General features: G+C 67.1%; 12 protein-coding genes and 4 pseudogenes. 12 read left to right on the top strand and 4 right to left on the bottom strand.

Annotation, left to right across the window (positions count from 1 at the left end; translation table 11 throughout):
* Positions 1–42: 42 nt before the first annotated feature.
* Positions 43–861 carry a class I SAM-dependent methyltransferase gene (locus ACFXHB_RS42005; protein ID WP_380582023.1) on the bottom strand — a complete coding sequence of 273 codons (819 nt, stop codon included), beginning with the start codon at positions 859–861 and terminating at the stop codon, positions 43–45.
* A gap of 606 nt (positions 862–1,467) precedes the next feature.
* On the opposite strand from ACFXHB_RS42005, the gene ACFXHB_RS42000 reads away from it, so the two are divergent.
* Together ACFXHB_RS42000 and ACFXHB_RS41995 are read left to right on the top strand one after the other, a co-directional pair.
* Entirely contained in the window at positions 1,468–3,141 is a 1,674-nt protein-coding gene (locus ACFXHB_RS42000) for an FAD-dependent oxidoreductase (RefSeq protein WP_380582021.1), read from the top strand.
* A gap of 6 nt (positions 3,142–3,147) precedes the next feature.
* Positions 3,148–3,480: an antibiotic biosynthesis monooxygenase family protein gene (locus tag ACFXHB_RS41995; protein ID WP_380582019.1), complete on the top strand. Its 333-nt coding sequence runs from the start codon at positions 3,148–3,150 to the stop codon at positions 3,478–3,480.
* 87 nt (positions 3,481–3,567) lie between these two features.
* Here ACFXHB_RS41995 and ACFXHB_RS41990 read toward each other — a convergent pair.
* Positions 3,568–4,779, bottom strand: a pseudogene (locus ACFXHB_RS41990) (IS110 family transposase).
* A gap of 232 nt (positions 4,780–5,011) precedes the next feature.
* Between ACFXHB_RS41990 and ACFXHB_RS41985 the strand changes: the two are divergent.
* From ACFXHB_RS41985 to ACFXHB_RS41945, 9 genes and pseudogenes are all read left to right on the top strand, one after another.
* Positions 5,012–5,341, top strand: coding sequence for a TcmI family type II polyketide cyclase (locus ACFXHB_RS41985; protein WP_380582017.1), 330 nt, complete (start codon positions 5,012–5,014; stop codon positions 5,339–5,341).
* A gap of 90 nt (positions 5,342–5,431) precedes the next feature.
* On the top strand, positions 5,432–5,860 hold the full coding sequence (locus tag ACFXHB_RS41980; RefSeq protein WP_380582015.1) for a cupin domain-containing protein: 429 nt from the start codon (positions 5,432–5,434) through the stop codon (positions 5,858–5,860).
* Between the two features lie 23 nt (positions 5,861–5,883).
* On the top strand, positions 5,884–7,134 hold the full coding sequence (locus ACFXHB_RS41975) for a beta-ketoacyl-[acyl-carrier-protein] synthase family protein (protein ID WP_380582027.1): 1,251 nt from the start codon (positions 5,884–5,886) through the stop codon (positions 7,132–7,134).
* Positions 7,131–8,372: a ketosynthase chain-length factor gene (locus ACFXHB_RS41970; protein WP_380582013.1), complete on the top strand. Its 1,242-nt coding sequence runs from the start codon at positions 7,131–7,133 to the stop codon at positions 8,370–8,372. The genes ACFXHB_RS41975 and ACFXHB_RS41970 overlap by 4 nt, the downstream gene beginning before the upstream one ends.
* A gap of 95 nt (positions 8,373–8,467) precedes the next feature.
* Entirely contained in the window at positions 8,468–8,719 is a 252-nt protein-coding gene (locus ACFXHB_RS41965; RefSeq protein ID WP_380582011.1) for an acyl carrier protein, read from the top strand.
* Positions 8,719–9,192: pseudogene (locus ACFXHB_RS41960) on the top strand (SRPBCC family protein); the annotation flags it as partial. The gene ACFXHB_RS41965 and the pseudogene ACFXHB_RS41960, both read left to right, overlap by 1 nt.
* Entirely contained in the window at positions 9,166–10,218 is a 1,053-nt protein-coding gene (locus ACFXHB_RS41955; protein ID WP_380582025.1) for a methyltransferase, read from the top strand. The pseudogene ACFXHB_RS41960 and the gene ACFXHB_RS41955, both read left to right, overlap by 27 nt.
* 59 nt (positions 10,219–10,277) lie before the next feature.
* On the top strand, positions 10,278–11,315 hold the full coding sequence (locus ACFXHB_RS41950; RefSeq protein ID WP_380582009.1) for a methyltransferase: 1,038 nt from the start codon (positions 10,278–10,280) through the stop codon (positions 11,313–11,315).
* 542 nt (positions 11,316–11,857) lie between these two features.
* Positions 11,858–11,977 (top strand): annotated as a pseudogene (locus ACFXHB_RS41945) (IS701 family transposase); the annotation flags it as partial.
* A 371-nt stretch (positions 11,978–12,348) separates the two neighbouring features.
* Here ACFXHB_RS41945 and ACFXHB_RS41940 read toward each other — a convergent pair.
* Both ACFXHB_RS41940 and ACFXHB_RS41935 read right to left on the bottom strand, forming a co-directional pair.
* On the bottom strand, positions 12,349–12,756 hold the full coding sequence (locus ACFXHB_RS41940) for a hypothetical protein (protein ID WP_380582007.1): 408 nt from the start codon (positions 12,754–12,756) through the stop codon (positions 12,349–12,351).
* Complete coding sequence (locus ACFXHB_RS41935; protein ID WP_380582005.1) at positions 12,753–13,460, bottom strand: hypothetical protein; 708 nt, start codon at positions 13,458–13,460, stop codon at positions 12,753–12,755. Before ACFXHB_RS41935 ends, ACFXHB_RS41940 begins: the two co-directional genes overlap by 4 nt.
* A gap of 177 nt (positions 13,461–13,637) precedes the next feature.
* Here ACFXHB_RS41935 and ACFXHB_RS41930 point away from each other — a divergent pair.
* Positions 13,638–13,967, top strand: a pseudogene (locus ACFXHB_RS41930) (IS110 family transposase); the annotation flags it as partial.
* Between the last annotated feature and the right edge of the window lie 86 nt (positions 13,968–14,053).

The following is a 14,053-nucleotide window of genomic DNA, read 5'->3' as shown; positions in this document are numbered from 1 at the left end:
GGCACACCCACCCTGGAGCCGTACCTGCGCAGAGATCCATTCTCAGAAACGGTAGTCGAGAATCCGGTGTGCGAAACGAATCGCCGGTACCCGGCCCGCGACCGTACCGACCAGCCGTTCGACCGGGCTCGCCTTCGCCAGGTACGGCGAATCGAACAGCGACCACTGCTCGACGAACCTCAGCCCGGGTACCCGCCGTTCCAATCCCCGTGGATCGCCGATGCCCCAGTGGAAGCCCGCTCCGGTTGCTCGCAACAGTTGTGAGTACTTCGCGAACCTGAGCGTCCAGGGCAGGACCGCGTCGAATATCAGGCGACCGGACGGAAGGCGTCCGGTCAGACGCCGAAGCATCTCCTCTCCATCGGCTCTGTGCAGATACGGTGTCAAACCTTCGGCGATGACCAGAGCTGGTCGATCGTCTGGCAACTGCTCCAGCCACTCGCTCCGGGTGACCGAGGTGGCGATCGTGCGATATCCCGCGCGTTGCGGATAGAGGCGATCTCGGAGTTCGATGACGTCCGGATGATCGACGTCGATCCACTCGAAGCCGGCCGGAACGTCGAGTCGGAACGCGCGACTGTCCAGACCACAGGCCAGGTGAAGCACGGTCGCCCCGGTCGCCGAGTGGTCTATGAGGAATTGCTGCGTCCATTCGTCGAGTTTCTTTGCGCGAAATGTGACCGTCCGCTCGTCCTTTGCGCCGGTACGCAGCCTCCGGAAGTCGTAGTCGAGGCGCCTGAGCAGCTCCTCGGCCATGCCGTCGCCTAATACGGGCTCCGGCCTCCGATTGTCGATGGCTCTGGCCTGCAGAGTCGCGAGAAGAGTTTCCTGGGCTCCGGTCAGTCGGATCAGTTCAGCCATGGGTCGAACGTACCTCAACCTTCACCGGGGGAGTCAATATCGCGTGCAGCTCGTAAACGATCAATTGCTTCCGGTCGGACGCCAGGGAACTTTGGCCGCCCTCTGTGTCCAGGGGTCGATTATCCGCCATCTGTGCGGTGGGTGAACGGATGGCCGGGACTACGCGCAAGTGCCCAAGGCCAACGTTCGGCAAACCCGAATTCAGTACGGTCGGATCAGGTGTAATGTCCGAACAAAGAGGATAAGCCGGGCTCTTTTGGCGATGGCCAAACACGCACGCTATATGATCATCTTCGATTGACGCTTCCGGCGCCCCCATGATCTGCTCTGCATTCGATCGAGATTGATCGGTCAGAAGATCGTTCGATCGAATTCGCCCAAAGGGTCCGTTGAGTCCCCACTTCGCCCCCGGAATTCCTCCGGCCTGGTGTGCCGAGCCGCTCCCCTACGGGACCGGAGGCAACCGCCACGGCCCCCGGGAGCAGGGGAACCCCCGTTCCGAGAGCCTCGCCGCACGCTCGCAGACCCATGGCTCAGGCGCCGCCCAGCCGGCACCGGGCCATGGCGGCTGCCCTGTGGCGCGAGGCGTCATGGATGGAGAAGACAATGCAACAGAACGAAGAACAGGTACCTGTACTGATCGTCGGCGGCGGACTGACCGGGCTGTCCGCGGCTCTGTTCCTCCGTCGGCATGGCGTTCACTGTCTGCTGGTGGAACGCCACGCCAGCACCACCCTGCTCACCCGCGCGTCGGGGATCAGCTCTCGGACCATGGAACTGCTGCGCGACGCCGGCCTTGAACAGACCGTGATCGACCGCGCCCCCAAGCTGATAGACGGCCACCGCTGGCGGGAACTCGGCCAACCCGCTGACCAGATCCCGTGGGTGGTCCTGCGCTCGAACGGTGTGGCCGACCTGGCGAACGCCGTGATCGTCGAGGAACCCTCGCTGGACGTAAGCCGCCTCAGCCCCACCCGCCCGTATTGGTGCGGCCAGGACCGGCTCGAACCCATCCTGCGGGACGAGGCCGTTCGACTTGGCGCCGACATCCGCTTCAACACAGCCCTGGAGTCGTTCACGGAGGACGAGAACGGGGCCACCGCCGTGGTCGTGGACCGCGCCACCGGAGCCCGGACAACGGTCCGCGCCGACTACCTCATTGCCGCGGACGGCGTCCGCAGCCCGGTCCGCGAGGCGCTCGGCATCACCCGCAAGGGCAACGGACCGCTCGGCAGCGCCATGAGTGTGCTGTTCAGGTCCGACCTCGGCAACGCCCTCCAGGGCAGGAGGTTCGTCATCTGTTACCTCCCCAACCCGGACGAGCCCGGCGTGCTGCAGATGCCGGAAGTTCCGGCGGTACTGCAGTTGTTCGACGAGGAACGGTGGATCTTCGGCTTCTTCTACGACCCCAGGGAGAGCGCCGCGGAGGACTTCACCCCGGAACACTGCGCGCGGATCATCCGCACCGCCACCGGCCTGCCCGACCTCGCCGTCGAGGTCGAGATGGCGCGCCCCTGGGAGATGTCGCACAACGTGGCCCAGACCTACCGTACCCGCCGGGTCTTCCTCGCCGGCGACGCCGCACACGTCCACCCGCCGGCCGGTGCCTTCGGGGCCAACGGCGGCATCCAAGACGCCCACAACCTGGCCTGGAAGCTCTCCGCCGTCCTCGGCGGCTGGGCCGGCGAGGGCCTGCTCGACAGCTACGAGGCGGAACGCCTTCCGGTCGGCTCCGCCGTCGCGGACCAGGCGTGGATCCGGCACATCTGGCGGCTCAACGACTCCCCGGAGCTGCAGCGCGCCCTGCGCGAGTCCACCCTCGTGAGCACCGGCTACCGGTACACCTCCGGCGCGATCGAAGGCCCGGTCTACGACGAACCCATCCCGAGCGAACACGAGCTGACCGGCCGCCCCGGATACCGGGTGCCCCATGTCTGGCTGGAGCACACGGGACGGAAGGTGTCGACGGTCGACCTGTCCGAGAGCGGCTACGTCCTGCTGGCAGCCCCGGACGGCGGTGCCTGGGCCGGGGCCGCGGAGTCCGTCGCCGCGCGAACCGGCATCCCGCTGGCCTGCCATGTCATCGGAGAGACCGGCGGGTACAGCGACCCGGACGACTCCTTCGGGAGGACCACCGGCCTGAGTCCGGACGGAGCCCTGCTAGTGCGGCCTGACGGCTTCGTTGCCTGGCGCGCGGAGGACTCCACGGTGGCCGGTCTGCTCCAGGAGGTCCTGGAACGCACCCTGGCCCGGCCTGCCTCCCCGCGCGCAGAGGGCTGACCGGCGATGGCGATCATCACCGCCCCCACCGACCTGTTCACGCTGGTCAACGTGTTCGCCGTGGACCCCGCGAACCAGCAGGCACTCTGCGATCACCTCTGCGCGGTGACCGAGGACCTCATCCGACACCTCCCGGGGTTCGTCTCGGCCACCTTCCACCTCAGCCTCGACGGCCGAACCGTCGTCAACTACGCGCAATGGCAGAGCCGGGAGGACTTCCAGGCGATGCACGCCGACCCGCGACTGCAGGACCACTTCGACTACTGCCGCCGGGTCTCCCAGCCCTCGCCCGTGTTCTGCAGCGTCGAGCGGACCTTCGACGCAGGCCGTCGCGACTGAGCATGCCGCCGCCCTACCGAACACCCTGCCAGTGAAAGGATTCCCAATGAAGTTGTCAAGCCTGGCCGGTGACTTACCGTGAGCGTGTCAGCCCAGCACGACACGGCTGGGCGGCGCGGTGATCTCGAAGGTGCGGCCGTCGCGTATGAGCGCCCACAGGACGTTCAGGCGGCGGCGTGCGAGGGCGATGATGGCCTGCTTGTGTCCCTTGCCCTCGGCCTTCTTTCGCTCGTAGAAGGCCTTCGAGGTGGGGCAGCATCTGGCGGCGACCATCGAGGACATGTAGAAGACCCGCAGGAGGCGTCGGCAGTAGCGTCGTGGTCGGCGCATGTTGCCGCTGATGCGTCCGGAGTCCTTCGGGACCGGCGCCAGGCCGGCAACGCCGGCCAGGCGGTCCGGGCTGCCGAAGACACTCATGTCACCGCCGGTGTGGGCGATGAACTCGGCTCCCAGGACGGGGCCGATGCCGGGCATGCTCAGGATGACCTCGGCGTGCGGATGGTCGCGAAAGCGGCCCTCGATCAGGGCGTCGGACTCGGCGATCTCCTCATCGAGGGTCATCACCTCCCTCGCCAGCTTGGCCACCACGGCGGCGGCCAGTCTCTCCCCGAGAACGGCGGTGTGCTGGGCCTCGGCGGCGTCGACCGCGGTGCCCGCGACGAGCTTGGAGTTGCGGGCTTTGCGGTTCTTCAGCCACTCCGCAAGCCGGTTCCTGCCGATCCGACGCAGGGCGGTCGGAGTCTGGTAGCCGGTCAGCAGCACGAGCGAGGCCTTCGAGGTGCTGTAGTCGAAGGCCCGTTCCAAGGCCGGGAAGTACTCCAGCATCTGGGCCCGCATCCGGTTGATCGCCCTCGTGCGGTCGGTGGCCAGGTCCAGTCGGCGCGAGGTGAGGATCCGCAGATCCACCGCGATGTCGTCGCCGCGGTGCATCGTCTGGAGGTCGCGGCGTATGCGGGCCTGATCCGCGATGACGAAGGCGTCCTTCGCGTCCGTCTTCCCGTCGCCCCGGTAGGAACCGGAGGCGTGGTGGACGGTGCGGCCCGGGATGTAGAGGACTCTCTGCCCGTCGTCGGTCAGCAGCGCGATCATCAGCGCGGCCCCGCCGGCGTTGAGGTCGATCGCCTACGTCACAGGCTTTCCGGCACTCAACTCCGTGACACTGATGATTAGTTGGAGCAATGTGGCCTCGTCGTTGGCCACCCGCCGCGACAGCTTGCGCTTCCCCTCGGTGTCGATCACCACGCAGTGGTGCTCCGCCTTGCCCGCGTCCATACCGGCCCACAGCTCGGGCACGGCCACCTCCGAAGTCGTTCCAGTACCAGTCCCAGCAGACGACCTCGCCAGCGTGTCCTTACCAAGCGATCTTGTCGCGCGCATCCCAATGAGCGGTCGAGTCGTCGCGGGATGCCGGGCGGCCAATCCTTTCAAGCCACCACGCGGCTGAACACCAACAGCCACGCCCGGCATCCCTGGGCCTCCCGATCCTACGAGTGACCGGAACCAACCCACCTACAACGTAAGGAGCACCGACGTGGTGTACCGCGCCCTGATGGTCCTGAGAATGAAACCCGAGGACGCCGAGCACGTGGCGGCCGCGTTCGCAGAGCACGACCGCACCAGCCTTCCCGACGAGATCGGCGTGAAGCGACGGTTCCTGTTCCGTTTCCATGACCTGTACATGCACCTCGTCGAAGCCGACGAGGACATCATGCCCAAGCTCTACCAGGCCCGGGAGCACCCGCTGTTCCAGCGCGTCGACCAGGAGGTCGGCCGGTACCTCACCCCCTATTCGCCGCAATGGCGGGAGCTCAAGGACTCCAAGGCCGAGGTGTTCTACGCCTGGGAGTCCGACCACGCGTAGCCAGTGGGGCCCAGTGAGGAAACGGACCCGATTCCCACTGGGCCACTCGGCACACCACACCCAGCAGGCCCCAATCGCAGAGGTGGAGAGATGACAACGGGAGCAGCAGCCAAGGTGTCCGTGGAGGACACGCGGCCGAGCCGCCGGCAGGGAGGCGCCACCCGGGCGCTCCTGACGCCACGTTCGGTCGGCGCGACCTCCGGATTCCTGGGAACACACGACCTGGGCCCGGGGGAGTACATCAGCGAGCACTACCACCCCTACTCCGACAAGTACCTTTTCGTCTTCGACGGAACGCTCGTCGTCCGCGTCAACGGCGATGAGGTAGAGGTGTGCGCCGACGAGGCGTTGCTGATCACCCGGGGGCAGCGCCACCGGGTGGAGAACCGGGGCGCGGTCACCGCGCGGGCCGTGTTCCAGATCTCGCCGCTGGCCCCGGCGCCGGAGCTGGGCCACGTCGACACCGAACCGGTGCCCCACCCGGAGGCTGCGCCGCCCACGGTCGGGGGCGTGGCGTGAGCACGGGGGAACGCCGGGTCGTGATGACCGGGATCGGCGTCCGGGCCCCGGGCGGGATCGGCACCCGGTCTTTCTGGTCGTTGCTGACCTCGGGCCGGACCGCGACCAGGACGATCACGCATTTCGATCCGACCCCGTTCCGCTCGCGGATTGCCGGGGAGATCGACTTCGACCCGGCCGCGGAGGGGTTCTCGCCGGAGGAGACCATCCGGCTGGACCGCGCCACCCAGCTCGCGGTCGCCTGCACCCGCGAGGCCGTCGCCGACAGCGGGATCGACCTGAAGCAGCTGGTGCCCGGTCGGGTCGGCGTCAGCATCGGCAGCGCCGTCGGCTGCACGACCGGCCTGGACCGCGAGTACGAGCGGGTCAGCCACTCCGGGGCGACCTGGCTGGTGGACCACACTCTCGCCGTGCCGCACCTGTTCGACTACTTCGTGCCCACCTCGATCTCCCGCGAGGTAGCCTGGGAGGTCGGCGCACAGGGCCCGGTGACGGTGGTGTCCACCGGCTGCACCTCCGGGCTCGACGCGGTCGGCTACGCGGCGGAGCTCATCCGGGACGGCAGCGCGGAAGTCGCGATTGCCGGCGCGACCGACGCCCCGATCTCGCCGATCACCGTCGCCTGCTTCGACGCGATCAGGGCCACGTCGACCAACAACGACGATCCGGCACACGCCTCTCGGCCGTTCGACCGTAACCGGGACGGGTTCGTGCTGAGCGAAGGCGCCGCTGTCTTCGTCCTGGAGGACCTCGACGCCGCCCGCCGTCGGGGCGCCCACATCTACGCCGAGCTGGCAGGCTTCGCCACCCGTACCAACGCCCACCACATGACAGGCCTACGCCCGGACGGCCGGGAGATGGCGGAAGCGATCAGCGGGGCGATGGCCCAGGCCAGCTGCCGGGCCGAGGACCTTCACTATGTCAACGCGCACGGCTCCGGTACTCGACAGAACGACCGCCACGAGACCGCGGCCTTCAAGCGCAGTCTCGGCCCGCGCGCCTACGAGGTGCCAGTCAGCTCCATCAAGTCGATGATCGGACACTCGCTCGGTGCGATCGGCTCCCTGGAACTCGCCGCCTCGGCCCTCGCCATCGAGCACGGCGTGATTCCGCCGACCGCCAACTACCAAGAGCCCGACCCCGAGTGCGACCTGGACTACGTCCCGAACACGGCCAGGGAACAGCGGGTGGACGCGGTGCTGAGCGTGGGCAGCGGGTTCGGCGGGTTCCAGAGCGCGGCGCTCCTGCGCAGGCCGACCGGGGCACGCCAGTGAACGCCCCCGGTACGGGGGCGGCCGAGGCCGTGGTCACAGGGCTGGGCGTGGTCGCGCCCAACGGCATCGGCGCGAAGGCGTTCTGGGACGCCGCTCTCGAGGGCCGGAGCGGGATCGATGTGATCAAACGCTTCGACGCGTCGTCCTACCCGGCCCGGATCGGCGGGGAGGTGCTCGACTTCGCCCCCGATGGGCTGCTCCCCAAGCGGTTGCTGCCCCAGACCGACCGGATGACCCAGTACGCGCTGGTCGCCACCGACTGGGCGCTGGCGGACGCCGGCGTGGATCCGGCCGCGCTGGCGGAGTACGACGCCGGTGTGATCACCGCCAGCGGCTCGGGCGGGTTCGAGTTCGGCCAGCGGGAACTGGAGAAGCTGTGGGGTGACGGCCCGGAACGGGTCAGTGCCTACCAGTCCTTCGCCTGGTTCTACGCGGTCAACACCGGCCAGATCTCGATTCGCAACGGTCTGCGCGGACATAGCTCCGTGGTGGTGTCCGAGCAGGCCGGCGGACTGGACGCGGCGGCGCACGCTGCCCGCCTGCTCCGGACCGGGACGATCACACTGGCGGTGACCGGCGGTTTTGAGGCCTCGATCTGTCCGTGGGGACTCGTCGCCCAGTTGCCGAGCGGACTGCTGACCGACGCCCCCGATCCACAGCGGGCCTACCTGCCCTTCGACGCCACCGCGACCGGATGGGTGCCCGGCGAGGGCGGAGCGATCCTGATCGTGGAGCGCGCCGATGCCGCCCGCGCGCGCGGCGTCGGCCAGGTCTACGGCCGGCTCGCCGGACACGCCGCCACCTTCGACCCCCGCCCCGGCAGCGGCGCACCACCCGCGCTGGAACAGGCCGTCCGGCTGGCCCTGGAAAGGGCCCAGGTGAACCCGGAGGACATCGACGTCGTCTTCGCCGACGGTGCCGGAGTCCCCCAACTGGACCGTGCGGAGGCCACAGCGCTGGCCTCGGTGTTCGGACCCGCCGCAGTCCCCGTCACCGTCCCGAAGTCGATGACCGGACGGCTCTACGCAGGCGGGGCGCCACTCGACCTGGCCTGCGCATTCCTGGCCATGCGGGACTCGGTGGTGCCACCGACGATCGGCACCCGGGACGTTCCCGCAGACCTCGGCCTCGACCTCGTCCTGGAACAGCCCCGGGAGCTGCCCGTGCGCAACGCCCTCGTCGTGGCCCGGGGTAGCGGCGGCTTCAACGCGGCGACCGTCGTCCGACGACACCCGTGACCCGTCAGCCCGTGACCCGCCCCCGAGCCCCCATGCTCCCACGCTCGGCGGACCCCCCACTCACCGAAAGAAACCGGAACAACCGGAGGCCGACGATGACCGCAATAACACTCGCGCAGCTGGTGGAAATCATCAGAGACTGCGCCGGCGACTCGGACGAGTTCGACCTGAACGGCGACATCGCCGACATCGCCTTCGAGGAACTGGGCTACGACTCCCTGGCACTCCTGGAGATAGCCGCCCGGCTCCGGCAGGAACACGGGGTCGTGCTCCCCGACGAGGGTGTGAGGACCCCCGGCGACGTCCTCGACCTGGTCAACGAAGTACCCGGACAGGGGGTTGCCTGATGGCCGGCCACACGGACAACACCGTTGTCATCGCCGCACCGATCGACCTGGTGTGGGACCTCACCAACGATGTCGAATCGTGGCCCGGGCTGTTCGCAGAGTACGCACAGGTCGAGGTCCTGCACAGTGACAAGGACGGCATCGACTTCCGACTGACCACCCGGCCCGACGCCGAGGGCCGGGTCTGGCAATGGGTCTCCCGCCGCACGCCGGACCGGGCGGCCCGAACGGTCCGGGCGCACCGGATCGAGACGGGCCCGTTCGAATACATGCGGCTGTACTGGACCTACCGGGAGACCGCCGCGGGCACGGAGATGCGCTGGCGCCAGGATTTTGCGATGAAGCCCGACGCCCCCTTCGACGACCAGGGCATGACCGCCCATCTGAACGAAGCCACCCGGCGGAACATGGCGCGCATCAAGACGGTCATCGAGGAGAGGACGACGATGAACAAGACGGTCCCGGCAGTGGCGACAACCGACGACGTGACGACCACGGACCTGCACACCCGACAGCTTCTTCTGTTGGCGGGGGGCGGCCGGCTGGCCCGTACCGTCCACGTCCTCGTCGAGCTGGGAATCGCAGACCTGCTCGCCCACGGACCGCAGACCGTTGCAGACCTGGCCCGCTCCTCGGCCGCCCACGAGCTGTCGCTCTACCGCGTCCTGCGCGCGGCGGCGGCGGTCGGCATCTTCGCCGAGGGCCCGGCCGGGACCTTCTTCGGCACCCCGCTCTCCGACGGGCTCCGCACCGACAACAAGCAGGGCGTGCTCCCCCTGGTGAAGTACAACAACCTGGACATCACCTGGCGGCCATTCGACGAAATCATGCACAGCGTCCGCACCGGGGAGCCCGCCTTCGACAAGGTCTTCGGACGGCCCTTCTTCGAGCACCTCGAACAGACCCCCGCGGCCGGTGAGTTCTTCGAACGGTTCATGATGCACTGGAGCCGCCGGATCGTCCTGGAGGGACTGGCAGATCTGCGACTCGGGCGCTTTCCCCGCATCGCCGACCTCGGCGGCGGAGACGGCTGGTTCCTCGCCCAAGTGCTCCAGCAGCACCCCGAACTCACCGGGGTCCTCATGGACCTGCCCAGGGTAGCCTCATCGGCACAACCGGTCCTGACGGAGGCACAGGTCGCGGACCGGGTCACAGTGATCCCGGGCGACTTCTTTACCGACCCCCTCCCGGCAGGGTGCGACGCCTACCTCTTCAAGGGCGTCCTGCACAACTGGTCGGACGAGAAGGTCGTCACGGTGCTCCGACGGGTCCGCGAGGCCATCGGGGACTCCGGCGCGACGCTCCTCGTGCTCGACCAGGTCATGGCCCCCGCGAACGAGTGGGATCACGCGAAGTTCCTCGACCTGGACATGCTGGTCCTCTTCGGCGGCCGCGAGCGGGTACTCGCGGAGTGGCAGGACCTGCTCCATCGCACCGGGTTCGAGCTGATCAACGACCCGGGACTGAAATGGACGATGCTGGAGTGCCGCCCGCGATGAGTTCCCAGAACCCCGAGCGCCCGCTTCCATCAGGCGACTTCGCGAAGGTGGAGAACGACATGACACAACCTGCGTCCGGCACCGTTGGAGGGCCGGGTGAGATCCTGCGCCTGACCATGGCCTTCTACGGCTCCCGCGTCCTCATCAGCGCCGTCGAGCTGGACCTCTTCACGGTCCTGGCCGACGGGTCGCTGACCGGCCCCGAACTATGCCGCTCCGTGGGCCTGCACCCGCGCGGCGCATCCGACTTCCTGGACTCGCTGGTCGCCCTCGGCTTGCTGGAACGGGACCAAGAACAGGAGACGTATCGCAACAGCCCTGCGGCTGCACGCTACCTCGACCGCCGCAAGCCGGGGTACGTCGGCGGCTACGCAGGCCTCGCCGACGCCAGGCTGATGCCGCTCTGGTCCCACCTGACCGAGGCGCTACGCACCGGCGAACCGCAGGTCCCGGCCCACACCGGATTCTTCGACGGGTACAGCGACAAGGAGGCCGCGCGCAGCTTCCTCGGCGCGATGGACGCCGTGAACAGTGGCGTCGCCGTCAGGCTGGCCAAGGCGTTCGACTGGAGCCGGTACACCTCGCTCGTCGACCTGGGCGGCGCTCGGGGGAACCTCGCCACGACACTCCTGCGCGAACATCCCCACCTGCGCGCCGTCTGCTTCGACCTACCGGAGATGAAACCCTTCTTCAACGAACACCTGGAGACCCTGGAGGCATCGGGAACCTCCGCCCGAGTTCGCTTCGAGGCAGGCGACTTCTTCACCACACCCCTGCCCGAGGGCGACGTCTTCGTCGTCGGCCACATCCTGCACTTCCTCAGCCTCGAACAGCGCCGGGAACTCCTGTCCCGGATCCGTCGGGCGCTGCGGCCGGGGGGAGCGGTTCTGGTCTACGACCGCATGATCGACGACGATCGCCGGGGCCCCGCGCTCAGCTTGCTGGGCAGCCTCAACATGCTGCTGACCTCCTCCGGCGGCCGCGAGTACACCCCCGCAGAGTGCCACCAGTGGCTCATCGACGCTGGCTTCGAATCGGTCCGGACGATGCCCCTGGGCCAACCGGACACCCTCGCAGTAGGACACCTGGGCTCCTGACCAACCACTCGCCGGGTTCCTCGTGACCGGCCGGCGGGCGCCGCCCCCTGCGCCCGCCGGCCTCCTCCTCACCCCAGCCCCCGCCTGTCGGAAGGACCAGCCTTGTGAGCCTGCACCGGAAGATCTCCTTCCGCCGAACCCTGCAAACCGGCCGCCGGGCAGGACATCGAAGCTGTGCAAAGCGTCATCCTCGGACCGCCCGAGCAGGAACTCGCTCGCCGCGGTCATCACGCCCAGACCGGCGGCTTCCGCGACGAACCGCCTTATGTGCCCGGAGCTGGCGAGGAGCGCGGGAACGTCGGCCGTCAGCGGGGCGCTGGGCGTGCTTGCGGTGAGGTAGTTGAGCAGGAGCGCCACCTCATGGTCCCGCACACGCGGATCGGCGATCTTCCGCGTGTCGCAGGCAAGGGCGTTGATGTGGACCAGCCTTGAGAGCGCCACGGGCAGCGGCCCCTGGCCGACCTCGGTGGCAACGACGTCCGAGGTGCCGTCCGGGTTCGGCTGGACACTGAACCTCCACAGGCGGGCACGCACGCAGGTCGACGATCGCCGAGCACGCCGGTGACGCGAGTCCGGCCGGCATGCAGCATCTGCTCAGCCGAGCGTCCTGGGATGCCGACCAGGTCCGAGACGACATTCGGGACTTCGTGGTCAACCACCTCCCTGCGGCACGCCGTCAGCGCGCAGAACGTGCTCCAGGTTTAGCAGCAGCACTGTTTCGTCCGGCCACATTCCCTACGCCAGCCCTAATTACCCCAAGCTTCCACGTCTACGACGAAGTGCTGCGGCCGTAGGACCGTCCGGCGATATCACAGGGCCAATCAGCTCGTTCTGCGTTACCCAGAGCAAAAAGAGGGCGGGGTCGGGCATCAAGATTCCCGACCCCGCCCTTACGAATGCTCTGACCTGTGGTGTTTCGTGCCATCACCAGGCCGCCAAGGCACCCAGTCGATTGGGTGAGTTGATTGGATCGACCCGCCCAATTTCACACCTGGAACTACCCGTCCCAGATTAAGGCAATCAATACTCCACATCACCCAGATGGGCGAATGAAGCGGACCTCCTCCGATCGGAATTTCAGATTGAGGTTGAGTGAGGTGATGTCGAAGACCGGTGGAATATCTTCCCCGTATTCATAGTAGCTCAGATTGTCAAGACCTTCAGGTTCAACACCTTCAGGAATATCGAACCATCCCTCCGAGGCCACGCCACCCTGCCGAAGTGTCAGCTCACCGACATTCTGAAATTCCAACGAGAAGGCTCCCCCATCTTCCTCCTTGAAGTCGATGGAAAGAGTTGGTCGAGGGTATCCATAGAACCGGAATCCGATAATAGAAACGTCGTTGTGGAGGTCAATCACGCCCGACGGGGTGACAATTTCAAGGAAATCCTGATTGATCACCCAGGGGTTCATTCCCGAAATAATTGCTTTCACTTTCACTTCCTCAAATGTTGACTGACCTTGCGCAGCTCTCGCCACGTCATGAGCTTGGTATTATTCCTGTCGGGCTTTCCCCAGCCAGTCTTCTTGTTCATCGGATTATTCGGCTGCCACACCTTGTGCGGGGTCGGTACGGGGATCGTACCGCCGTTTCGCTTGACGATATGAGGCTTTCCCTTCAGGTCATAGTGCCATTGGCCCTTGGCCACCTCAATCGTCACCCGACTCCTTGTGCCATTGTACTTGTTAGCCAAATAATTCCCGTACTTGGCTTTAGCTACCTGGTTCTTGGCCTGGACGACACGGTGAACCGCCTTAGCCGCACTCGCGCCTCGCGACTCGCGACTCGCGACTCGCGAGGCGCGAGCAGCAGCTCGCACTGTCGCGGCTACGGCAACGGCCACCTTAACCACCGGCCCTGCCCCAACAACCTGAGCCACTGCTGTTACTGCCATTTCGGCGGCTTTGGCCCAGTTGCCGGTGGCGGCGTAGGAGACTGAGGAGACGGCTGCCGCGACGGCGCCGATCGGGCCGGGGATGTAGGCGGCCACTTCGGCGACCTTGGCGACGACCTCGACCGTCTTCTTGAGCCACTTGGGCATGCCCCAGTTGCCGTCGAGGTCGGTGCAGTTGACGGGGTCGCCGGTGCAGTAGTCCCTACCTTGTTGATCGGGATGAGCCAGCCATTCGTAGGGTTGGCTCACCCAAGGGGGCCGGGTGCGGCTTGCAGTGGTCTGCCGTCCGTGGCTTGCTACGATTCGCCGCCCGGCTCCCTACGACGACTCGGCTGCTGATTAGGAATTGCGACTTGATCGCTCAGTAGGGACTCGCCAGCGAGGTCGTCTGCGGTGCACGTAGGCAAGCGACTCCGTAGAGAGCACGTGACAGCGATTTGGGCCGGTATCGACGCCGGTAAGACGCATCACCACTGCGTGGTGATCGACGACAGCGGCAAACGGCTGCTGTCACGACGGGTGGCCAACGACGAGCCGGAACTGCTTCAGCTCCTGGCTGACGTCTTCGTCCTGGGCGACGAGGTCACCTGGGGCATCGATCTGGCAGACGGCGGTGCCGCACTGCTGATCGACCTGCTCCTCAGCCACGGTCAGCTAACGCTCTACATCCCCGGCATGACTGTCAGCCGAGCCTCTGAGGGGTATCGGGGTGAGGGCAAGACCGACGCCAAGGACGCTGCGGTCATTGCCGACCAGACATCCGATGCGGTTTGGCGTCAAGCTGCCACCTCCAAATCGATGGCCTTGGTTGGGAAGGCCATGGCTTCGCTGTAGGGGGTGCG

This window comes from Kitasatospora sp. NPDC059327, assembly GCF_042752535.1.
In the GTDB taxonomy this organism is placed as follows: domain Bacteria; phylum Actinomycetota; class Actinomycetes; order Streptomycetales; family Streptomycetaceae; genus Kitasatospora.
Note: the sequence above shows the minus strand (reverse complement) of the source record. Positions and strands in the feature narration are given on the sequence as shown.